The organism is Desulforamulus putei DSM 12395 (genome assembly GCF_900129195.1).
Lineage (GTDB): Bacteria > Bacillota > Desulfotomaculia > Desulfotomaculales > Desulfotomaculaceae > Desulfotomaculum > Desulfotomaculum putei.
In genome coordinates, this window is sequence record NZ_FQUY01000004.1 from 16,834 (window position 1) to 40,440 (window position 23,607).

Annotated in this window: 18 protein-coding genes; 2 read left to right on the forward strand and 16 right to left on the reverse strand. The window is 51.9% G+C overall.

Translation table 11 applies throughout. From position 1 onward, the window contains the following. Positions 1-7: 7 nt before the first annotated feature. Complete coding sequence (gene uvrB / locus BUB67_RS04155) at positions 8-2,026, reverse strand: excinuclease ABC subunit UvrB (RefSeq protein WP_073236544.1); 2,019 nt, start codon at positions 2,024-2,026, stop codon at positions 8-10. Positions 2,027-2,210: 184 nt separating this feature from the next. On the opposite strand from uvrB, the gene BUB67_RS04160 reads away from it, so the two are divergent. Next, complete coding sequence (locus BUB67_RS04160) at positions 2,211-2,648, forward strand: coiled-coil domain-containing protein (protein WP_143157000.1); 438 nt, start codon at positions 2,211-2,213, stop codon at positions 2,646-2,648. 19 nt (positions 2,649-2,667) lie between these two features. On the opposite strand, the gene BUB67_RS04165 is transcribed toward BUB67_RS04160, so the two are convergent. Further along, positions 2,668-3,252: a uracil-DNA glycosylase gene (locus BUB67_RS04165; protein ID WP_073236255.1), complete on the reverse strand. Its 585-nt coding sequence runs from the start codon at positions 3,250-3,252 to the stop codon at positions 2,668-2,670. A 184-nt stretch (positions 3,253-3,436) separates the two neighbouring features. Here BUB67_RS04165 and BUB67_RS04170 point away from each other — a divergent pair, with 184 nt between their 5' ends. Then, a complete protein-coding gene (locus tag BUB67_RS04170; protein WP_073236258.1) occupies positions 3,437-3,700 on the forward strand; it encodes a DUF3243 domain-containing protein in 264 nt (87 codons plus the stop codon). Positions 3,701-3,769: 69 nt separating this feature from the next. Here the strand turns inward: BUB67_RS04170 and BUB67_RS04175 are convergent, their stop codons facing one another. The 14 genes from BUB67_RS04175 to nuoE form a co-directional block, all read right to left on the reverse strand. Continuing rightward, the gene (locus BUB67_RS04175; RefSeq protein WP_073236261.1) at positions 3,770-5,017 is read right to left on the reverse strand and encodes a PDZ domain-containing protein; all 1,248 of its coding nucleotides are present in this window, start codon (positions 5,015-5,017) and stop codon (positions 3,770-3,772) included. Positions 5,018-5,101: 84 nt separating this feature from the next. After that, positions 5,102-6,253: a S41 family peptidase gene (locus tag BUB67_RS04180; protein ID WP_238456948.1), complete on the reverse strand. Its 1,152-nt coding sequence runs from the start codon at positions 6,251-6,253 to the stop codon at positions 5,102-5,104. A gap of 119 nt (positions 6,254-6,372) precedes the next feature. Then, the gene (locus tag BUB67_RS04185; RefSeq protein WP_200798118.1) at positions 6,373-7,500 is read right to left on the reverse strand and encodes a murein hydrolase activator EnvC family protein; all 1,128 of its coding nucleotides are present in this window, start codon (positions 7,498-7,500) and stop codon (positions 6,373-6,375) included. A gap of 99 nt (positions 7,501-7,599) precedes the next feature. After that, a complete protein-coding gene (gene ftsX / locus BUB67_RS04190) occupies positions 7,600-8,487 on the reverse strand; it encodes a permease-like cell division protein FtsX (protein ID WP_200798119.1) in 888 nt (295 codons plus the stop codon). Beyond that, entirely contained in the window at positions 8,477-9,163 is a 687-nt protein-coding gene (ftsE, locus tag BUB67_RS04195; RefSeq protein WP_073236267.1) for a cell division ATP-binding protein FtsE, read from the reverse strand. Before ftsE ends, ftsX begins: the two co-directional genes overlap by 11 nt. 183 nt (positions 9,164-9,346) lie before the next feature. Further along, complete coding sequence (locus BUB67_RS04200; protein ID WP_073236271.1) at positions 9,347-10,288, reverse strand: transketolase family protein; 942 nt, start codon at positions 10,286-10,288, stop codon at positions 9,347-9,349. Between the two features lie 139 nt (positions 10,289-10,427). After that, positions 10,428-11,249, reverse strand: coding sequence for a transketolase (locus tag BUB67_RS04205; RefSeq protein WP_073236273.1), 822 nt, complete (start codon positions 11,247-11,249; stop codon positions 10,428-10,430). Positions 11,250-11,293: 44 nt separating this feature from the next. After that, on the reverse strand, positions 11,294-12,136 hold the full coding sequence (locus BUB67_RS04210) for a YitT family protein (RefSeq protein ID WP_073236276.1): 843 nt from the start codon (positions 12,134-12,136) through the stop codon (positions 11,294-11,296). 247 nt (positions 12,137-12,383) lie between these two features. Next, a protein-coding gene (gene prfB / locus BUB67_RS04215) for a peptide chain release factor 2 (RefSeq protein WP_143157003.1) occupies positions 12,384-13,491 on the reverse strand; the annotation gives its coding sequence in 2 pieces (ribosomal slippage) (positions 12,384-13,421 and positions 13,423-13,491; 1,107 coding nt in all). Positions 13,492-13,562: 71 nt separating this feature from the next. Continuing rightward, a complete protein-coding gene (gene secA / locus BUB67_RS04220) occupies positions 13,563-16,178 on the reverse strand; it encodes a preprotein translocase subunit SecA (protein WP_073236281.1) in 2,616 nt (871 codons plus the stop codon). A gap of 394 nt (positions 16,179-16,572) precedes the next feature. Continuing rightward, complete coding sequence (locus BUB67_RS04225; protein ID WP_073236284.1) at positions 16,573-17,631, reverse strand: NAD(P)-dependent alcohol dehydrogenase; 1,059 nt, start codon at positions 17,629-17,631, stop codon at positions 16,573-16,575. Positions 17,632-17,791: 160 nt separating this feature from the next. Next, complete coding sequence (locus BUB67_RS04230) at positions 17,792-21,250, reverse strand: NAD(P)-binding protein (protein WP_073236288.1); 3,459 nt, start codon at positions 21,248-21,250, stop codon at positions 17,792-17,794. 3 nt (positions 21,251-21,253) lie between these two features. Beyond that, complete coding sequence (gene nuoF / locus BUB67_RS04235) at positions 21,254-23,083, reverse strand: NADH-quinone oxidoreductase subunit NuoF (RefSeq protein ID WP_073236290.1); 1,830 nt, start codon at positions 23,081-23,083, stop codon at positions 21,254-21,256. Further along, positions 23,076-23,606, reverse strand: coding sequence for an NADH-quinone oxidoreductase subunit NuoE (gene nuoE / locus BUB67_RS04240; RefSeq protein WP_003543778.1), 531 nt, complete (start codon positions 23,604-23,606; stop codon positions 23,076-23,078). Before nuoE ends, nuoF begins: the two co-directional genes overlap by 8 nt. Position 23,607: the final 1 nt, after the last annotated feature.

The window sequence follows — 23,607 nt, forward strand, 5'->3', positions numbered from 1 at the left end:
TACTCCTTTAATACTCTACCTCCGGAATCGCCGGCTTAATTTCCTTGTCACCGCGCAGCTGCAGCCTGAGCTCAATAATGGCATCCCTTAACTGGGCGGCCCGCTCGAACTCCAGGTGCTTGGCGGATTCTTTCATTTCCTTTTCCAGCCTGGCAATCATCTTCTTGATCTCGGTCTTGGTCATCTTGCCTGCCCTGGTCCGGGCCACGTACGGTGCCTTTTCCTCTGCCGCCCGGGTGGCTTCGATGACATCCCGCACCGCCTTGCGGACGGTTTCCGGGGTGATGCCATGCTTTTGGTTATACTCTGTTTGAATCTTGCGGCGGCGCTCAGTTTCGCCGATGGCCTTCTTCATGGAATCGGTCATTTTATCGGCATACATAATGACGCGGCCCTCGGCGTTACGGGCGGCCCGGCCGATGGTCTGGATCAGCGAGCGCTCGGAACGCAGGTAGCCTTCCTTATCGGCATCCAGGATGGCCACCAGGCTCACCTCGGGCAGGTCCAAACCCTCCCGCAGCAGGTTGATGCCTACCAGCACATCAAAGGTCCCCAGGCGCAGGTCCCGCAGGATCTCCATCCGCTCAATGGTGTTAATATCCGAGTGCAGGTAACGGACCCGCACACCGTTTTCTTTGAAGTAATCCGTAAGGTCTTCGGCCATTTTTTTGGTCAGGGTGGTTACCAGCACCCGCTCGTCCCGTTCCACCCGCAGGCGGATTTCCCCCAGCAGGTCGTCAATCTGTCCCCTGGTGGGACGGACTGAAATTTCCGGGTCCACCAGGCCGGTGGGACGGATAATTTGTTCCACCACCTGCTGCCCGTGTTCAAATTCGTAGTTGCCAGGGGTGGCGGACACGTAAATCACCTGGTTTATCTTTTGCTCAAATTCGTGGAATTTGAGGGGACGGTTGTCCAGGGCCGAGGGAAGCCGGAAGCCGTGCTCCACCAGGGTGGTCTTGCGGGAGCGGTCCCCTTCGTACATGCCGCCGATCTGGGGCACTGCCACGTGGGACTCGTCAATAATCAACAGCCAATCTTCCGGGAAGAAGTCCAGCAGGGTAAAGGGTGGTTCCCCCGGGGCTCGTCCGGTCAAATGGCGGGAGTAATTCTCAATGCCCGAGCAGAAACCCACCTCGGCCATCATTTCCAGGTCATAGCGGGTGCGCTGTTCCAGCCGCTGGGCCTCCAGCAGCTTGCCGGCATCCCGCAGCTCCTTCAACCGCTGCTCCAATTCCTCTTCAATGGACCCGATGGCCCGTTTTAAGTTCTCCTCGGCGGTCACGAAGTGACTGGCGGGGAAGACGGCAATATGCTGCCGCTGTCCCAGAATCTCACCGGTGACCACGTCGATCTCCAACAGCCGTTCCACTTCGTCGCCGAACATCTCCACCCTGAGCGCCCTGTCGGTGGCGTTGGCGGGGAAGATTTCAATGACGTCTCCCAGCACCCGGAACTTGTTGCGGGTAAAGTTAACGTCATTCCGCTCGTACTGGATGTCCACCAGCTTTCTTAAAATAGCGTCCCGGTCGTAGGTGCCGCCGACCCGCAGGGACAAAACCAGGTTCCGGTAGGTTTCCGGGTTACCTAAACCATATATACAGGAAACACTGGCCACGATAATGACATCCCGCCGCTCCAGCAAAGCGGTGGTTGCCGAGTGGCGCAGTTTGTCTATCTCATCGTTCAGGGAGGAGTCCTTTTCAATGTAAGTATCGGTATGGGGAATATAGGCCTCGGGCTGGTAGTAATCAAAGTAACTAACGAAATATTCAACGGCGTTGTCCGGAAAAAATTCCTTCATTTCACTGCACAACTGGGCCGCCAGGGTTTTGTTGGGCGCCAGGATCAGGGTGGGCCGCTGCACCTGCTGAATAATATTGGCCATGGTAAAGGTTTTGCCGGTGCCGGTGGCCCCCAACAGCACCTGGTGCTTGAATCCCCTGTGCAGCCCGTCCACCAGCTGCTTAATCGCTTTGGGCTGGTCTCCCCGTGGTTGAAACTCGGATTTCAGTTTAAATTCCAACATCTATCACCTGCTTTCTTTCCATCTTATATTATAACATTCCGGTCAATATCAAAAACCCGGCAGCGCCGGTAAAATGAGCTGACACTTTTGGTAGAACCTATTCAAAAGAGGAAAAGATTGTGCTATGATTTGGGTAACATGTTGGGACGGGCACCGGTATTTTTTGGCTGGGGGGATCGAAGTGAGCGAAGAACGTCTGGCACGTATCGAGCATCTGGTCGGTGATTTGATTCGCATTGTTGGCCATACCAACTCGTTGGTGGAAGAACTCAATACCAAGGTGGAAAAACTCAATACCCAGGTGGAAAAACTCAATACCCAGGTTGAAGAACTTGATGCAAAGGTAGACAGGCTTGAGGCGAGGGTTGAAAGGCTTGAGACGAGGGTTGAAAGACTTGAGGCCACAGTAGATAAACTTGATGCAAGGGTTGCCAACCTGGAATTAAGGGTGGAAAAATTAGAGGCCAATCAGGAAGCCTTTAAAGATCAGCTGGCTTCCCTGCGTGAGGAGATGATCCTCCGCTTTATGCGGGTTGAAGACAGATTTGATTTTATTCACGAGAAACTCATGGAACATGAAGAAAAACTTTATTTCCTTAAAAAAACTGCTGCCAGGTAAGGCAGCAGTTTTTTGGTGCTCAAAAGGAACCCTGGTCAAGGACAGCCTTTCCTGTCACCCGCAGGTACTCCTCCTGAATCTTTTGAAAGTCTTCCCACACCGGGCGTTTTTTGTTGGGATCCCGCAGGACCGCCGCCGGGTGGTAGGTGGGCATGATTTTGATACCGCTCCGGCTTTCCAGCCACTGGCCCCGCATCTTGGTGATGCGGGCCTCCGGCCCGATTAAGTTCTGCAGGGCGGTGCTGCCCAGCAAAACGATAATGGCGGGTTTGATCAGTTCGATCTGTCGGTACAAATAGGGCAGGCAGGCCAGCGCCTCGGCCCGGGTGGGAACCCGGTTGTTGGGCGGCCGGCATTTTACAACGTTGGCGATATACACCTCTTGCCGGGTGAGATGGATGGCTGCCAGGATACGATCCAACAACTGCCCGGCCCGGCCCACAAAGGGAAGGCCCTGCTCGTCCTCGTCTTTGCCCGGTCCCTCGCCAATCAGCATGAGCCTGGCCTCGGGGTTGCCCATTCCGAAAACCAGCTTGTTTCTGCCCTCCGCCAGCCCGCACCGGGTACAATTCTGCATATCCAAAGCCAATTGCTCTAATGACATGGAACAAACCTCCCGCTTTACTCAAAGATTATCATAGACCACATCTCCGGCCCCGGCAACCCTCCACAGCAGGGTCAGTCTTTTATTTCCAAGTATGTATAATTTCCCTTTCCGTTGCCAAACTATAGGTGAAACAGGCAGCGATGCCGCCTATGGGCAGTCAAAAGAGAAGGAGGAAACGTACATGCTGGATTTAAGCAAAGCCAACACAAGCTGGGAAAATTGGAAAAAGTACCTGGGCCAGGCCATGGAATTTGCTGAAGAACTGGGAATCTCCCGGGACAAAATTCAACAATATGCCATGACAGCCGGTTCCATTCTGGCTGACAACGTACAGCCCGCCAACCCGGAACAAAAGGTGCTCAAGGAGCTGTGGGATGTTGCCGACAGGGATGAGCAGGAAGTGATTGCCCGCCTCATGACCAAATTGGCCAGCCGTTCCCGCTAGTTTTTCCGATGAAAAGACCACGTCCAAACAACGTGGTCTTTGCTCTTGCGGGCGCCTTTCCAGGCTGTCTTACCATCCGCCCCGGGAGAAACGGTTGTTAAACCACCGGCGGAAGGGCCCTTTGGTGGATAACTCCATATAGTTCTCCTCGTTCCCTTCCGGGACGGGCAGCAGACCCAGCATCCCTTTGCCCTGGTAATCAATACCTTCCCGGTACACCTGTTGATCTTTCACAGAATAATAGGTCAGTTGAACCTGATTGTAGACACCCAGGGCAAATTCCAGGCCCCGGCGGCTGCTGACCGCCATGCCGTTGACCTCCATAATAATATCGCCGGAGCGAAGGCCGGCCTGCCAGGCAGGGTAGCCCGGTATCACATCCAACACCCTGACCCCCTGGCCGGCTGGCTGGTAGATGGACTTGCCTGTTTCCATCCGCTTGCCGATATAGATAACCAGTTCATGGCCTAAAGGAGAAAACAGGGCCGCTACAACTCCCATCAAGGGCCGTTGGTCGGCCAATACCGCCAGGCCAAGCAGCAGGAGACTGTACGCACCCAGAATAAGGGCAGAAATTCTGCCTTTTTGCCGGGGTGTGCGGGCCACTGCCAGGTCGCCATACCCCAAACCGGCCACCACCGGCATGAGGCCATAAATGATATTGTCCACATTGGCCCCTAGGCCCTCCCGGATGAGGGGCCACCAGTCGGGCATGCTGATCCCCCCGGTGGGCCCGCTGCTGTGACCCACCACCACCATGGCCACCAGGGGGATGGGCCAGAATTTCTGCAGGGCAAAGCCGCCCACCACCGTGCCTTCCGCATTTTTGACGAAGGTAGGCATGGCCCCCAGATGCCCGCTGATGAGAATCAAAAAAGCCTCCACAAAGTGCAAGATGGCCACCAACCCCAGGACCTGGGGCACGCTGATGGCGGGCCAACCGAATACCAGAGAACTGAGGGCTAAAATCCCCCCGGCGTAGGCAAAACATAAAAACCTGGCATCAATAAACATTAACAATATGGCCAGGGGCCAGAGGTACATTAATCCCGATCCGGACAGTGTCAGTCCCACAAACACCATCAGGTAGCTGGCCAAAAGGCCTCCCAGCAGCCCGAAACCGGTGGCCCACAGAACATCCCGCCACACACCCCGGGGCTTCAGACCAAAAAATCTTTCCCTCACCTTACCGATGCGGTAGTATTGCAAAGCCACGATGGCCACCACCAGCAGGAACAGCTGAAGGATTTGGGGCTCTGTAAAAACCGCCGCCATGGTTTTTAGAATTTCCGGGGTTATTTCCACAAAAGGAAACATAAAAAGAACCACCTGCCATTTGAGAGGTGAGAAGTGAGAAGTTAGAGGTGGGAATACGATCTGCCTCCCACCTCGGCCCTTTATTTATTTATGAATCTTTTCCCGTATCAGCTTAATGGCGGTCTCTAATTGTTTATCGGATTTGGCATCCGGTTCTTGATCCACCACCACGTCCGGGGCAATGCCTTTTTTATGAATATCGTGTTTCTTCGGCGTCAAATACCTGGCAGTGGTCAGTTTGAGCCCGGCGCCGTTGTCCAGGGGAAATACCGTTTGCACCACGCCCTTACCGAAGGTCCTGGTGCCCACCAGGGTGCCGACCCCGGCATCCTTGATGGCTCCGGCCAAAATCTCGGAGGCGCTGGCGCTGCCCTTGTTCACCAAAACCACCAGGGGCAAATCCAGTTGATCGGGCTCGGCGTTGAAAGTGTGATCCCGCCCAATGCGGTAATCAATATGCACAATGGGACCCTTGTCTAAAAATTGATCCGCAATTTTAATGGCTGAATTGAGTTCACCACCGGGATTGTCCCGCAGGTCCAGCACCAGTCCTTCCATGCCTTCTGCACGGAGCTCATGCAGGATTTTGACCAGTTCTTCCCCGGTGTTCTCGGTAAACTGGCTGATGGCGATATAACCCACATTGTTTTCGTTGGGAAGCATGCGGCCCTCCACGGTGGGAACACTGATTTCCTGTCGCGTCAGTGGAACCTTAAAAGGCTCTTTTACACCCTCCCGCATGATGGTCAGTTCAACTCTGGAGCCCACGGGACCCCGCATCAGGCTGACGGCGGTTTCGGTGTCCATGTCCTTGGTCGGTCGGTCGCCGATTTGTATAATAATATCCCCGGCTTTGATGCCTTTCTCAGCTGCCGGCGTATTGGGAAAGGGTTTCACCACCGTCAGATGATGGTCCTTGACCCCCACCAGGACACCGATGCCGCCAAAGGAGCCGCGGATTTGTTCCTGCAGGGAGGAGTAGGTCTTGGCATCCAGGTAAACCGAATAGGGGTCGTCCAGAGACTCCACCACGCCTTTAATGGCCCCTTCCACCAGCTTTTCCGGCGCCACTTCAAACAAATACTGACCCTTCACCAGGGTCACCACTTTTACCAAATTGCCCAGCCCTTTGTAGTTGGCCGCCACTGTACCGCCCAGGAGCAGCAAAATGACGAAGACCATGGAGACCAGTGCAATGGCCAGCCTTCCCCAAAAGGCCCACGTATCTCTTTTCACACTAACACCTGCCCGTTTCTTTATCTCTTACACATGTATTATACTACAACAGAATGACATAAATTACAAAGACTTTTCCAGTTTCTGGTCGGGAAAAGCCGGGATTGGACCCGGCCTTATTACAGGTAATTATGGGGGCTGACCGCCGTACCGTTTTTCCGTACTTCAAAATGCAGGTGAGGTCCGGTGGACATGCCGGTACTGCCGACCCTGCCGATGGTGGCGCCCCTGGTGACCGCCTGCCCGTTGCTCACCAGCTGGGCGGACAGGTGCCCGTAAAGGCTGACCACCCCGCCGCCGTGGTCGATCATAACCACCCTGCCGTAACCGGTCATGGTGCCGGAGTAGATCACCGTTCCGTCGGCCGGCGCAATGACGGCGGTGCCGGTGGGAGCCGGGATGTCAATGCCGGTGTGAAAACGCATTTGCTTTAAAATGGGGTGAATGCGATTACCGAAGGGAGAAGAAATACGGGTATAGCCGGGGACCGGCCAGCTGAATACCCCTCCTTTATAATTGCCACCCTTTTTGGCATTCTCCAAGGCGATCTGCCGCAAGATGGCGTCCTCCTGGGCCTCCAGGCGGTCAATTTCCGCCTCGGTCTTTTTGAGATCCTGCTTGGCCTCTTTTAACAGTTCTTCTTTCTCACTCTGGGCCTGGGCCAGCATTTCTTTAGCATACTCCTGCTCGTTTTTCAAGCTGGCAATCTGCCGGGTTCTGGTCTCCAGCGCGCTTTTGTATTCCTCAATTTGCTGCTTTTCACTGGCAATGCGGTCCACAATGGCCTTGTCGCTTTCCACCATCCGCTGCAAAAACTCCAGGCGGTTGGTAAAATCCGAAAAGCTGCCGGCATTTAACAGGACCTCCAGGTAACTCACAGGCCCGCTCTGGTACATGCCCTTGACCCTTTTTTTCAGCTGTTCGTTGCTCTTGGCCAGCCGTTCTTCCGCTGCGGCCAGGTCTTTTTTGGTTTCCTCCAGCCGGCTCATGGCCGCGTTGAGCGAGCCCTGGAGCTGCCTGATCTGTTCGGTCTTCTGGTTGATGGATTGGTTAATGGAAGCCAGTTGTACGGTATAATCTCTGACCGCTTGCCTGGTCCTTTGTTCCTGGGCCTTTTTCTGGTTCAACTGTTTTCTTACTTGATCCAGTTGCTGATTCAAAGCAGGAGACGCCAGTACCGGTGTCCCTGCCAGCAGGACAAGTCCCAGGCTGAGGGCCAGCATCTTTTTGGTCCATTTACGCTGCACGGGTATCCCTCCCAATAGGGTCGTCTGTCGTCGGGCAGCGGTTGTCAGATTTGCCCTAACGACAAGGTAACATGATGGTAGCGATACTTAGCAAGTTCGTTATACCCTTAAAAATTTTCTTAGTGAAAACCAACTGCCTAGGGCTCCGATGAGCACGCCCAGCCCCACCATGCTGCCCAGAATAGTTAGAATGATCCTGGGCTCGTTCACCAGTTGGATAAAGGGCAGGGAAATTTTTAGTTTATTGATCAGTGAAAGATATCCCACGTCCACCACCAGAACGGCCAGCAGCCCTCCCGTCAGGCCCAGCACAATGCCCTCCAGGACAAAGGGAAAGCGGACAAACCAGTTGGTGGCGCCCAGTATTTTCATAATGCTGATTTCCCGCCGGCGGGCGAAAACCGACATGCGAATGGTGGTGGCAATTAAAAAGCCTGCCGCCAGGGTTAACAGGGTCACAGTGACGACGCTGGCATAGCGGACCCAGCGGGTCACGTTGAGGAGTTTTTCCACCACCCCCTGGCCGTAGCGGACCTGTTCCACACCCTTTAATTGTTCGATTTTTTTGGCGGTGGCCGGTACGGCAGCGGCCTGCTTGGTTTTCACACGAAAAGCGTCGGGCAGGGGGTTGGTCTCTTCCAGGGATTCCAGAATATCTGCCCGGTCGCCGAAACTTTCTTTCATTTCCTTGAGGGCCTGTTCCTTGGAGACAAACTCCACGGTGTCCACAGCGGGATTGCTTTTAATTTGCTCTTCAATTCTGTCGCGGTCCACCCGGCCCACACTCTCTTCTAAAAAGGCGGTAATTTCAACACTGCTTTCCACCGATTTCGTAAGTTTTTCGGCATTCACCACCAGCAGCAGGGAAACGCCCAGAATGATCAGGGAAACGGTGACAATGCCCACAGAAGAGATGGAAAGCCAGCTGTTTCTCACCAGGGAAGTAAAGGCCTCCCGGAAGAAATATTTAAGGGTATTAAAGTTCACAGCGGTACACCCCGCTCTCTTCATCCCGTACCACGCAGCCGTTGGACAGGGCAATAACCCGCTTCTTCATGGTGTCTACAATTCCGGAATCGTGGGTGGCCATCAATATGGTGGTCCCCCGGCGGTTAATGTCCTGGAACAGTTTCATGATTTCCCAGGAGGTGTCGGGATCCAGGTTGCCGGTGGGCTCATCGGCAATAATTAATAGAGGGTTATTTACAATGGCCCTGGCAATGCAAACCCTTTGCTGCTCCCCGCCGGACATCTGGCTGGGCAGCAGGTGGCCTTTATCCTTGAGTCCCACCTGCTCCAGAACCTCCGGCACCATGCGCTTGATTTCTTTGCCGGAGGCGCCGGTGATTTCCAGGGCAAAGGCTACATTTTCCGCCGCTGTTTTCTGGGGCAGCAGTCGAAAGTCCTGGAATACCATACCGATTTTTCGCCGCATGTAGGGAACTTCCCGTCCCTTCATACGGACAATATTTTTACCGTTGAACATCACCTGCCCCCGGGTGGGCAGCTCTTCGCGAAAAATCAGTTTAATCAGGGTAGACTTGCCGGCTCCGCTGGGGCCCACCAGAAAGACAAATTCACCCTTCTTTATATGCAAAGTCAAGTCCGAAAGGGCCTTTACGCCGTTGTCGTATACCTTGGAAACATTGTAGAACTGTATCATCGTAACACCTTTCCAAGCTGTGATCTTAGGAACCACCTATTCGGTTTCGACACCCAAAGCGGAAATTCCTTTAAAAATGGCCTAAAATTCATTCCTTTTTGTCCAATTTTTGACAAAAAATACAAAAAGAGTGCCCTTGCAAGCACTCCTTTTATAAACTTCTAACCAAGGTACCAGGTACCGTTATTTTTTCTTGGCGATAACTTTGCGGGCCGCCTCTGCGATGTGGGTGGCGGTGAGGCCGAAGTGCTGCAGCAGTTCTTCGGGTTTGCCGGATTCGCCGAAGGTATCCCGGACGCCGATGCGCTGCATGGGGACGGGGTGGTGTTCGGACAGGGTTTCCGCCACGGCGCTGCCCAAGCCGCCGATGATGGAGTGCTCTTCGGCGGTGACCACGGCGCCGCATTTTCTGGCCGCTTCTACAACGGCAAAAATGTCCAGGGGTTTGATGGTGTGAACATCCAGCACCAAGGCGCTGATGCCTTCGGCAGCCAGGGTTTCAGCGGCTTCCAGGGCGACGGCAACCATGATACCGGTGGCGATCAGGGCCACATCGGTTCCCTCCCGCAGGGTAACGGCTTCCCCGGGGATGAACTTAAAGTCTTCCCCGTGCAGGACCGGCACCCCGGAACGTCCCAACCGGATGTAAACAGGCCCCTTGATTTCCGCGGCGGCCCGGATGGCGGCTGCGGTCTCCACGGCATCGGCGGGAACAAACACGGTCATGCCGGGCAGCGCCCGCATAATGGCAATGTCTTCGACGGACTGGTGGGATCCGCCGTCTTCACCCACAGTGACACCGGCGTGGGTGGCGGCAATTTTTACGTTCAACCTGGGGTAACAAATGCTGTTGCGGATTTGTTCAAAGGCCCGTCCGGTGGCAAACACCGCAAAGGTGCTGGCAAAGGGAATCTTGCCCACGGCTGCCAAGCCGGCGGCGGTGGCCATCATGTTGCTCTCGGCAATGCCCATGTTAAAAAACCGGTCGGGGTAGTTTTTCATAAAGTCGTGTGTCTTGGTGGATTTAGACAGGTCGGCGTCCAAAACCACCACGTCCTTATTATCAGCGCCCAGGCGGACCAGTTCTTGGCCGTAGGCATCCCGGGTGGCAATTTTCTTCGTCATGGTAAACCTCCAGTCTTTTGGGAATTTCTTTGGGGTCAGGCCGTCAGCCTTCAGCTTTTGGGGTTATTCTTTTAGCCGACGGCTGATGGCCGATGGCCTGTTATAATTCAAGTCAAGAACCGTCCCCGACTTGAATTACTCACGCCAGTTCCTTCAATGCCTGTTCCACCTGCTCCGGCTTGGGTGCGTTGCCGTGCCAGCCCACCTGGTTTTCCATGAAGGAGACCCCTTTGCCTTTGATGGTCCTGGCGATGATGATGGTAGGTTTGCCTTTGGTGGCTTGGGCCTCCTCGATGGCCTTGAGGATCTGCCCGATATCGTGACCGTCGATTTCAATGACATGCCAGTTAAAGGCCCGCCATTTATCAGCCAGGGGAGCTACATTCATCACTACGTCCACCGGTCCGTCAATTTGCAGGTTGTTGTAGTCCAGAATGGCAGTCAGGTTGTCCACTTTGAAGTGGCCGGCGGCCATGGCAGCTTCCCAAATTTGGCCTTCTTGCACTTCACCGTCGCCCAGCAGGGCATAAACCCTCTGAGCCCCCTCCCCGCCGTCCAAACGAAGGCCCAGGGCCATGCCCAAGGCGGCGGACAGTCCCTGGCCCAGGGAGCCGGTGGACATTTCAACGCCAGGCAGTTTTTTCATATCCGGGTGACCCTGGAGACGGCTGCCCAGTTTACGCAGGGTCAGCAGTTCCTCTTGGGGGAAGTATCCCTTTTCCGCCAGGGCGGCGTACAGTACCGGGGCCGCATGGCCCTTGGACAGGACAAAACGGTCCCGGCCCGGCCAATGGGGGTTTTCCGGGTCTAACTTCATGGTATCAAAGAAGAGTACGCTGACAATGTCCGCCGCGGACAGCGAACCGCCCGGGTGGCCGGAGCCGGCTTCGCCCAGCATGGTGATGATGTGGCGGCGAATGGCCCTGGCTCGCTCCTGCAAAAATGCTATTTTTTGGTCCATGGTTGTTCCCTCCAAAATTTAAATTTGTTCAAATATCAATGCATTTATCCCAATTCCTTGAAACCTTCCCCCAGGACTTCATGCACATCTGCCAGGATGATAAAGGCGGCAGGATCTTCTTTTTTGACAAGGGCTTTCAGACGGGACACCTCGGAGCGGCCCACCACCGAAATAAGCACCTCCCGCTCCTTGCCGGTATACATGCCTTTGGCCTTCCAGGCGGTGGCGCCGCGGTCCAGTTCCTTGATGATACCCTGGGCGATGGCATCCGCTTTTTTGGTGATAATCAGGAAGGCCTTGGCGGAACTGAAACCTTCTATAACCAGGTCGATGATCCATGCGGTTAGGAAAATGGTTATCAGCGCATACATGGCCAGTTCTGCCGAACGAAAGACAATGCCTGCCCACAAAACCACAAGACCATCGATGATAAACAGCAATTGACCGATGTTAATGCCCATATAGGACCTTAAAATGGCCGCCAACAGTTCGGTGCCGCCGGTGGTGCCATTGAAGCGAAACACCAGCCCCAGGCCGATGCCCGTAAGCACACCCCCGTACAGACTGGCCAACAGCAAGTCCTTGGTTAACAAGGGGAGATAGGGCTCCAGCAAATCAACAAATACAGAAAGAGCAACGGTACCGTAAACCGAATTGACAGTAAAACGCCAGCCCAACCGGACGATGGACCAGATAAAGAGCGGCACATTCATGACCAGCATGCTAAGGCCCACAGGCCAATGGGCAATATGGTAGAAAATGGTGGCAACGCCGCTTAAGCCGCCGGCGGCAATTTTGGCCGGCACCAAAAAGGCATCCAGCCCCACGGCGGTTAATAGGACTCCAATGGTCACACCTAAATAATCTTTCAACCAGCGCAGAAACATAAGTTTATCCTTTCAAAGAGCGTGTTCATGATCGCACTTATCATACCCCAAAAAGAGAAAGCCTATTTTCTAGGCTCTTACATTTATTAAAATCAATTTAGCCAGTATTAGTGTTCTCCCCGCAAGTGCTAAATCCTTCCAAAATGAAAAAAATCTTGTCGAATAAGTTTAAATTCAAGTTTGGGGACGGTTCTTGACTTGAATTCGCTGAAGCGAATTCAAGTCAAGAACCGTCCCCAACTTGAATTTATTGATGGGTACCGGCTTTTTGTTTGAGATAGGCGGCAATAAATTCATCGATGTGCCCGTCCATCACCGCGTGGACGTTGCCCACTTCCACCCCAGTGCGGTGGTCTTTGACCAGACTGTAGGGGTGAAAGACGTAGGAGCGGATCTGGTTGCCCCAGGCGATGTCCTTTTGTTCTCCCCGCAGGGCAGCCAATTCTTCTTCTTTCTTCCGCAGCTCCAGGTCGATGAGCTTGGCCTTTAATAATTTCATGGCCGCCTGGCGGTTGTAAGTCTGGGACCGCTCGTTCTGGCAGGCCACCACGATGCCGGTGGGCAGGTGGGTAATGCGCACCGCCGAGTCGGTTTTGTTGACGTGCTGGCCCCCGGCGCCGCCGGAACGGTAGGTGTCAATCTTCAAGTCTTCCGGGCGGATATGGACTTCCACTTCGTCCTCCACCACCGGCAGCACATCCACCGAGGCAAAGGAGGTGTGGCGGCGGCCGGCGGCGTCAAAGGGAGAAATGCGCACCAGCCGGTGCACACCCTTCTCGCATTTCAGGTAGCCGTAGGCGTTGGGACCGGAAACTTGAATGGTAACGCTTTTAATGCCCGCCTCGTCACCCGGCAGCAGGTCCAAAATCTCCACCTTGTAATGGTGGTTTTCACAGTACCGGGTGTACATGCGCAGCAGCATCTGGGCCCAGTCTTGGGACTCGGTGCCCCCGGCCCCCGGGTGCAGGGACAGGATGGCATTTCCCCGGTCGTAGGGGCCGGACAGCAGTACCTCCAGTTCGGTATCCGACACCCGCCTAGCTAGGGCGGCCAGTTCCGCGGTTAATTCCTCTTCCAGCAGGGGGTCCTGTTCTTCCAGGCACAGCTCCAGCATCACTTCCAGGTCCTGCAGGGAGGACTCCAGGGCGGTAAAGTTTTCCACCCTGTCCTTGAGGCCGGCCAGTCTCTGGTTGACCTGCTGGCTGTGCTCCACATCATCCCAGAATCCTTCCCGCATCATTTCCTGCTCCAGTTTGGCTATTTCTTCCTGTTGTTTGTCAATGTCAAAGAGAAACCCTCAAATCTTTGATACGCTTCCCCAGTTGCTCCAGGTCGCGCCTTACTTCAGCATCCAGCACAGATACTCATCCTTTCACCTAGGGGGTCTGACCCCTTTTTCCTGTATTTACCATGATGTGTTGTTCGGTTATTTGCCGCAGCATTTCTTGTATTTTTTGCCGCTGCCGCAGGGACAGGGGTCGTTGCGGCCCACCTGCTGCTCCTTGCGCAGGGGCTGGCGGGGGCCTTCGTCAGCGGAGCGGTTTTCCACCACCACCCGCTGTTCCCGGGGTTGGGCGGGCACCAGGCTGACCCGGTAGATGTAGCGCACCACATCATCCTGGATGTTGGCGATCATGTTATTAAACATTTCATAAGCTTCAAACTTATATTCAATGAGCGGGTCCTTCTGGCCGTAGGCCCGCAGGCCGATGCCCTCCCGCAGCTGGTCCATGGCATCCAGGTGGTCCATCCACTTTTCGTCCACCAGCCGCAGCAGCACCACCCGCTCGATTTCCCGCAGGGTTTCGGCGCCCAGTTCTGCTTCCCGGGCCTTGTACAGGGCCATGGCTTTATCCAGCAGTTCTTGCCGCAGGGCATCCCGTCCCAGACCCTCCAGGTCTGCCACCTTCAGGTCATGGTTGGGCAGGTAGAGCTGGGAAGCGTATTCCAGCAATCCCGCCAGGTCCCACTCTTCCTGGTGCACACCCTCGGGGCAGTAGGTGTCCACCGAACGGGCCACCACGGTGGCAATGGTCTCCTTGATATTCTCGGCCATATTTTCACCGGTGAGCACCCTGCGGCGCTGGCTGTAAATAAGCTCCCGCTGCTGGTTCATGACATCGTCGTAGTTTAACACGTGTTTGCGGATGTCAAAGTTGCGGTTTTCCACCCGCTTCTGGGCGGTCTCAATGGACTTGGTAATGAGGGGGTGTTCAATGGGCACATCCTCTTCCATGCCCAGCTTATCCATTAAACCGGCGATGTTGTCCGAACCAAAGAGGCGCATTAAATCGTCTTCCAGAGAAATATAAAACTGGCTGGAACCCGGGTCGCCCTGACGGCCTGCCCGGCCCCGCAGCTGGTTGTCAATGCGCCGGCTTTCGTGCCGTTCGGTGCCAATGATATGCAGGCCGCCCAGTTCAATGACCCGCCGGCGTTCTTCTTCACATTGTTGTCTGTATTTTTCCACCAGGGCGTGGTACTCGGCAGCGTCGGTTTCTTCGCCCTGGCCCTTCTTGCGCAGTTCTGCCATGGCCAGAACTTCCGGGTTGCCGCCCAGCAGGATGTCGGTACCGCGGCCCGCCATGTTGGTGGCAATGGTGACGGCGTTGAGACGGCCCGCCTGGGCAATGATCTCCGCCTCTTTTTCATGGTACTTGGCGTTTAAGACCTGGTGCGGCACACCCTTCCTTTTCAGCATGCCGCTGAGCAGTTCGGAGGTTTCAATGGAAATGGTGCCCACCAGCACCGGCTGGCCGGTGGCGTGGCGCCGGGCAATCTCTTCCACCACCGCCCGGTACTTGGCCTCTTTGGTCTTATACACCAGGTCGGGCATATCCACACGGATCATCGGTTTGTTGGTGGGGATGACCACCACATCCAGGCCGTAGATCTTGCGGAATTCCTCTTCTTCGGTCAGGGCGGTCCCGGTCATGCCGGCCAGCTTCTTGTACATGCGGAAGTAGTTCTGGAAGGTGATGGTGGCCAGGGTCTGAGACTCCCGTTCGATCTTGACGCCTTCCTTGGCCTCAATGGCCTGGTGCAGACCGTCGCTGTAGCGGCGGCCAAACATGAGGCGGCCGGTAAACTCATCCACAATCACCACTTCGCCGTCCTTCACCACGTAGTCCCGGTCCCGCTTCATCAGGGCGTGGGCCTTCAGGGCTTGATTCAGGTGGTGGGTCAGCTCCATGTTGGTATCGTCATAGAGGTTCTGAACGCCCAGCAGTTTTTCCGCTTTGGCCACACCCTCTTCGGTGAGCAGGACGGTATGGGCCTTTTCATCCACGGTATAGTCGGTATCCTTCACCAGTTTGGGCACAATTCTGGCCATGGTGTAGTAGAGGTCGGTGGGCTTGTCGGCCATCCCGGAGATAATCAGCGGGGTGCGGGCCTCGTCAATTAAAATGCTGTCCACCTCGTCCACGATGGCGTAGTTCAGTTCCCGCTGCACCAGTTGCTGCGGGTGAATGGCCATGTTGTCCCGCAGGTAGTCAAAACCGAATTCGTTGTTGGTCCCATAGGTGATGTCGGCGTTGTAGGCCCGGCGGCGCTGCTCCCAATCCAGGCCGTGCACGATCAGTCCTACGGATAAACCCAGAAAACGATAGATCTGTCCCATCCACTGGCTGTCACGGGTGGCCAGGTAGTCGTTGACGGTCACCACGTGAACGCCGCGGCCGGTCAGGGCGTTGAGGTAAACCGGCAGGGTGGCCACCAGGGTTTTTCCTTCACCGGTTTTCATCTCGGCGATACGGCCCTGGTGCAGCACGATGCCGCCGATCAACTGCACATCAAAATGGCGCATGTTCAGAACGCGCTTGGAGGCCTCCCGGACAACGGCAAAGGCCTGGGGCAAAATGTCGTCCAGGGTCCGGCCGTTTTCCAGCAGTTGCTTGAACTCGGCGGTCTTGCCCCGCAGTTCCTCGTCGGTCAGTTTGGCTATGGCGGGCTCCAGCCCGTTAATATCGTCGACCACCCGCTGCAGTCGTTTGATTTCACGGGCGTTATCATCAAACAGGTTTTTTAAAAACTTGAGCAATGGTTTACCACCTTTCATGTGAGAAGTGAGAGGTGAGAAGTTAGATGTGAGAATCTTCTACCTGCTGCACTTCACTTTGGAGAGAATAATTCAATCGGTAAACAGTTTAACATTTTAAGATTAAAATTGAATTAAAAGAACCACTCAGGTTCCTCCATGGTTAATTATTCCAAAATATTCTATCACCCTGTACCGGCTAAAGCAAGAAAACAGATTTAAAATACTTCTCCCCCGCCAATTAATATTCCTGCCCCCGGGCGGGTAAATCAAACTGGTAAATATATGATCGAGCAGAGTAACACCGTATATTCATAAAAAAAGAAAGCTGGGAATAATATCCGCAGCTTCCAATACACAAATTCTGTAAACTTCCGGGGTGACCCTGAGGTTTGGATTAATTAACTAATACCACAGGTTTAATTAGATCTTTTGGCTTATCCTTCATTAGTAATAATGCTTTTTCACAGTTTTCAATACCATTGAACACGTGAGTTACTAATTTGCCGGGATCAAGACGGTTATATTTTACAAGATCAATTAACATCTCCATTCTACGGCGGCCACCGGGACATAATCCGCCTTTAATGGTTTTATGAGCCATACCGCTGCCCCACTCAAGCCGTGGAATCGGTAAAATTTCTCCTTCACCATGATAGTTAATATTAGAGATTGTGCCACCTGGTTTAGTCATTTTTATAGCTTGAGCTACAACTTCGGGTTTTCCACCGGCAATGATTGTTGCATCTGCGCCCTTACCATTTGTAAGTTTCAATACCTGCTCAACAATATCACCATTTCTGTAGTTAACAATATCTGTTGCTCCATAGAATTTTGCGGCCTCTATACAAACCGGCCTGCTCCCTACAGCGATAAGTCTACCTGCGCCACATAATTTTGCACCGGCCACACCCATTAAGCCTACCGGGCCAATACCAATAACTACCACCGTAGCACCTAGCTGAATATCTGCATTCTCAGCACCGTGCAAACCAGTAGTTACCATATCAGGAATCATTACTGCTGCCTCAAGGGGCATTCCATCCGGCAAATGGGCCAGATTCATATCAGCATCGTTCACATGGAAGTATTCACCCATTGAACCATCTTTGATGTTGGAAAACTTCCAACCAGCCAACATCCCGCCTGAATGCTGGTGAAATCCTGCTGCAGCCTCCAAAGTGCGCCAATCCGGGGTGATAGCAGGCACTACTACACGGTCGCCAGGTTTAAAATCTTTAACTTCACTACCTACCTCAACCACTTCACCGATAGCTTCATGACCCAGGATCATATTATGTCTTTCACCAATGGCACCTTCAAAAACAGTGTGGATGTCGGACGTACACGGAGCTATTGCTAAAGGACGACAAATTGCATCATAGGGGCCAGCAACCGGCCTATCCTTTTCTATCCAACCTACTTCACCGATACGAAGCATTGCAAAACCTTTCATTAATTAGCACCCCCATAAATTTAAATAATTTATTAAAGCGACAAGACAACCGCTTATATTTGTATAACACCCCCTTTTTTCCCGTTACTGCAACCAGATGCTGCCAAATAGCAGTTTTGCTATTTTGAATATTATGTCTTTTATTTTTTGGCCAAGGGTGTTATCTTTTGAGAAATTGGTTTAACACTTCTTTGTATATTTCTTCTTGATTAGAGTAGTTTACTTGCTTACTAAAAGCTTGCGCTAACTCAATTAAAATCTCCCAATTTTCCTTACCGGCTAACGGGTGTAAACCTGCATGCAAGCGCTGCACTTTGCCTTCAACATTAGTAACACTTCCATTGGTTTCAGCATACATAGCTCCGGGCAATATCACATCAGCATTAATAACCTTTGGTAAGTAAGGGCTAATAACAACTGTTTTGACTCCATGCTTAAACAGTTGGCTATCTAACTCGGCACTATCACCTACAACCAGCAACCCTTTTATAGATCCATCATTTATTTCATTTAAAAGTACCTGGTAATCACTTGCATCATTTTTTATTCCTAATTTAAATTGATATTGTATATTACCATAGGGGTAAAGAGTAATGATACCCTTACCAGTTACCCCAAGGTTGCCGGTAATGAATGCAAATTTGCTTAATAAGTCTAATTCCTTATGGGAAAGATTTTCACCGTCCACAACTATGACCGGGTTACTGGCTCTAATATATAAGTTTATAAACTCCATAATCTTTTGTGATTTTAGCAGAAATGATTCTGCGATACTGTAGAAATCCTCTTTAAATTGATTCTCTAATCCGCAAATATAGACTAAGTTTTCATTGGCAACCTTACCATCGACTAAATCATACTGCAGTATATAGCGAACAAAGGATTCAAACAGCCTTTCTGTACTGCTCTTAGTAATCTTTAACGTGTATGCAGCCAGGGGATCCAGATTGCTGACATTTGAGCCTATGATTAACAGCTTACTGCCGTTTTCCACAGCTTTTCTAATTTTATAAGCTATAATTGGGTAGCGGAGAGGAACTTCTCCCCCAACTACCATAATCAAATCACTTGAAGCCAACTCATTTAATGATGGCTTTAACCCCTCTCTATAAATCTCCGCTGCTACTCTTCCTGTGGACACTGGAACAGTACTGTAAATTTTATTTGTTCCTAAATACATACGGCCAATTTTATATGCCAGGTAATTTTCTTCGTTGGATAACCTGGGGGAAACTGCTACTGCAATACTATCCAAACCTTCAAAATCTCTTACCTGCCCTAAAATATCTGAAGCTGCACCAATGGCTTCCTGCCAAGAAACCGGCTCAAGATTACCGTTCTTATTTACCAGGGGAGACCGTAATCTTTCCGGCCTGTGTACATCCTTACCCGCAAACATTCCTTTACCGCAAAGAATACCATCATTAACGGTATCTCCCGACACAGGTGAAGATATATTAACTATTTGATCACCCGCTTTAAGAAATTCCAATTTACAGCCTATATTACAGAAGGTGCATACTGATTCAACTTTCGTTGTCTTCCACGGGCCTGGTTTGGGCAAATTCACTTTGAATGTCAAGGCCCCCGTAGGACAGACCGCAACGCACTGGCCACAGGAGTTACACGTAGTTTCTGTTAAAGGTTTCTTTAATGATGGGAGAACCACTGTATCTGATCCACGGTTTACGAAACCTAAGGCACCGACACCCACAACTTCATGGCAGAATCTTACGCAATTCCCACAGAGGATGCATTTGTTCGGATCTCGAATAATCTCCGGGTGATCACTGAATACAGGATAGTTCCTTTCCCCAAAGCCCAACCTATTGACCTGGACTTTCAGTTCAGTAGCATACTCTCTCAATTTACAGTCAAAGACATCCAGACAGCCGCAGGATAGGCACCGTTCAGCTTCTTTCTTGGCCATTTCAGGGGTAAAGCCAAGCTCAAACTCATCAAAATTAACTTTTCTTACATCCGGCTCAATGGTGGGCATCGCTGTTCTGGGAATTCTTTCCCGATCGGCATATTCCGCCGGATCTATTTCATCCAGAGTCCCCCGGGTACAATTAAAGGGGTGCTCAACAGCCTTAACTACTTGACCTTTAAGAAATTGGTCGATGGAATTAGCCGCTTTACGGCCTGCAGCCAGTGCCTGGACAACTGTAGCAGGACCGGAAACACAGTCACCGGCAGCAAATAACCAGGCAATATTAGTCTGCATAGTTGACGTATTAACATCAATATTACCCCGCCGGTTTAATACTATTTCCTCACTTCCCAGCAGGCTGTTCTTATCCAGCTTCTGCCCGATGGCAATAATAACCATATCTGTTGGTATTTCAAATTCGGATCCCTCAACGGGAACGGGACGACGCCTGCCTGAGGCATCAGGTTCACCAAGCTGCATTTTAATACATTTAAGTGATGTAACGCTGCCCTGTTCTCCAACAAACCCAACCGGTGCAGTTAACATTTGAAACTTGATGCCTTCCTCCAAAGCCTGGGCGATTTCATGGTGATTAGCGGGCATCTGTTCTTGTGTGCGACGATAAACTACAGTCACCTCTTTGGCGCCCAGTCTTATGGATGTCCTGGCAGCATCCATAGCAACATTGCCACCACCAATGACAACAACCTTATTTCCTACCTTGATCGGCTGCCTTGAGGCAACCTCCCGCAGGAATTGGATACCCGAATATACTCCTTTCAGGTCTTCTCCCGGCAATTGCAGGCTCTGGTTAGCCCAGGAACCAATCCCAATGAAAACGGCATCAAACCCCATCTGTTTTAATCCCTGTAAAGAGAAATCCCGACCTAATGCTTTATTCAAGAAAACGTTCCGGCAAAGACCGGTGATAACCTCAATTTCCCGGTCCAATATGGTCTTTGGTAAACGATACTCCGGTATACCATATCGCATCATCCCGCCTAATTGGGGAGCAGCCTCAAAAATACTCACCCGGTGACCTGCTAATGCTAAATAATAAGCCGCAGCTAACCCGGCAGGACCCCCACCAATGACGGCTACCTGCTTACCGGTATCTTTTTTGACCGGAGGAACATAAGGTCTTCCATCAACGTTACCAAAATCACCGGCAAATCTTTTTAAAGCACAAATAGAGACAGGGCCATCAACTAAATTACGGCGGCACTCTTTCTCACAAAAACTGGGACAAACCCGCCCAACCGAGGACGGCAGAGGTATTTTCTCTCTAATTAATTTGGCCGCTTCTTGTATTTGACCGTTAGCAATATGAGCTACAAATCCTTGTATGTCCACCTCCGCCGGACAAGCCAACTGGCAGGGACCAACACAATCACCGTTATGTTCTGCCAGTAATAGCTCCAAGCCCAAGCGGCGAACACCTATAACCTTATCTGTATTGGTTCTAACTACCATCCCTTCACTGACCTTAGCCCCGCAGGCTTGAACCAGTCCCCGGGCACCCTCGATTTCTACCAGACATTGCCGGCAAGCGCCAAAGGGCTTTAACCGGGGATCATGGCAAAAGGAGGGGATATTAAAACCGTTTTCCCTGGCTACTTCGAGAAGGATGCTGTCCTTTTCCGCCAATATTTCTTTTCCGTCTATGGTGATTTTTACTTTAGACACCTTTTACTTCCCCCTCTCCTTTCCCGTTGTCACGGTAATAGCATTGAACTTGCACACACTAATACATAAGCCACAGCGGGCACACATCTCCTGGTTAATGGTAAACGGCATTTTCTTTTCACCGGTTATCGCTCCGGTAGGACATTCCCTGCTGCACCGGCCGCATCCCTTACAAGCATCAGCTAACACCTGGTAACTAATCAGGGCTTTACACTTTTTAGCCGGGCACGCTTTATCGAAGATATGGGCTTCATATTCGTGTCTGAAGTATTTGATGGTAGTTAAAACCGGGTTGGGTACCGTTTGACCAAGTCCGCAGAGAGCTCCGGCACTAATTTTTTGCCCTAATTCTTCTAACAGCTCAATATCTCCGTCCCGGCCCTCACCGTTGGTAATGCGTTCCAGTACCTTCAGCATCTGTTTGGTACCAACCCGGCAAAATGTACACTTACCGCAGGATTCGGACTTGGTGAATTTCAAGAAAAATTTGGCCACGTCAACCATACAAGTTGAATCATCCATAATTAACATGCCGCCGGAACCCATGATGGCCCCAATCTTTTTCAGAGAATCATAATCCACCTGTGTATCTGCCAGACTGGCCGGTATGCAGCCGCCGGAAGGACCGCCCGTTTGCACAGCCTTAAGTTTTCTGCCGGAAGATAAACCACCGCCCACATCGTATACAATTTCATTAATGGTAATTCCCATCGGTACTTCAACCAGGCCGCCCCGGGCTATACTGCCGGCCAGGGCAAATACCTTGGTTCCTTTACTGTTTTCCGTGCCGAAACGGCTAAAGGAGTCGCCGCCGTTTAAAATGATCCAGGGTACGTTAGCAAAGGTCTCAACGTTATTTATGGATGTCGGTTTACCCCAAACTCCTGATTGAGCGGGAAATGGCGGTCGTATCCGGGGCATGCCTCTTTTCCCTTCCACCGAGGCAATCAGGGCAGTCTCTTCGCCGCAGACAAAAGCACCGGCACCTTCTCTGATCATGATATTAAAGCTGAAGTTGCTGTCCAGGATATGGCTCCCCAGGTACCCCTTTTCTAAGGCCTGGGCAATGGCTATTTTCAGACGTTTAATGGCCAGTGGATACTCGGCCCGGATGTAAATGTATCCATTTTCCGCTCCCATCGCATACCCGGCTATCAGCATTCCTTCCAGCACGCTGTGAGGGTTGCTTTCAAGTACACTGCGATCCATGAAAGCACCGGGGTCACCTTCGTCTGCATTACAAATCACATATTTCTCGCGGCCCGGGGATTTTCTGGCAAAAGACCATTTTGTTCCGGTTGGAAAACCTGCGCCGCCTCTTCCCCGCAAGCCTGAACGGCTGATTTCTTCAATAACTTGTTCCGGTGTCATAGACTTTAGCGCCTTCTCGATGGCCTTGTAACCACCTACAGACAGATAGCTGTCAATATCTTCCGGGTTGACTACACCGCAGTGTTTGAGGATAATTCTCTGCTGTTTATCTATAAAATCAGCATCCGGGGTTTTTATTCTATCGCTATATACAACCCAATCCATAATGGGTGTGCCACCCTGTATGTGTTCCTGCACTATTCGGGCCACCTGTTCTGGCTGTACTTTACCGTAGATATACCTGCCCCCGTTCAGAGAACGAACTTCAACCAGTGGCTCGTTGTAACACATACCCATGCAGCCGCTAAAAGTTAATTCTACCGCCAGGCCCTCCAAAGCAGTCTTAAATGTGTCATAAACCTTTTGGGCCCCGGCGGCAATACCGCAGCTGGCAAGGCCAACATTCACCACCGTGGTTACGCCTGACTTATCCGCTGAAGTTGAGTTAGCATGTTCATTCACTTAACTCACACCCTTCCGAATTAACAAACCCTTTGTCCGCAACCTTTTGATGAAGCATTTTTTTCACTTTATCAGGGGTCATCCGGGCAAAAGTCTCATTATTTAAGGTCATAATCGGTCCATGACTGCAGCATCCAAGACAGGCCACATGTTCCAATGTAAACTTACCATCCGGACTGGTATGGCCCGGTTTGGCCTTTGTCACATGCTGTACAGCTTCTGAAATTCTTTCAGCACCGGCCAGGTGGCAGGCTGTACCATGACAAACTTGTATAAAATTCTCACCCAGTGGTTCTAAACGAAATTGGGAATAAAAGGTGACTATGCTGAAAAGCTCACTGGTTGGTGTTCCAGTCAACTGGGAAATGCGTTCCAGCATTGATTGGCCTATATAACCATAGGTGGCCTGGACTTGCTGAAGGATCATAATGGCAGCGCCTTTATCGGAGTTGTATTTATTAACAATCTGATCTATCGCATCGAAATTTTCCGCGCTAAGCTTTAAACTATCCGGATTGCTCATT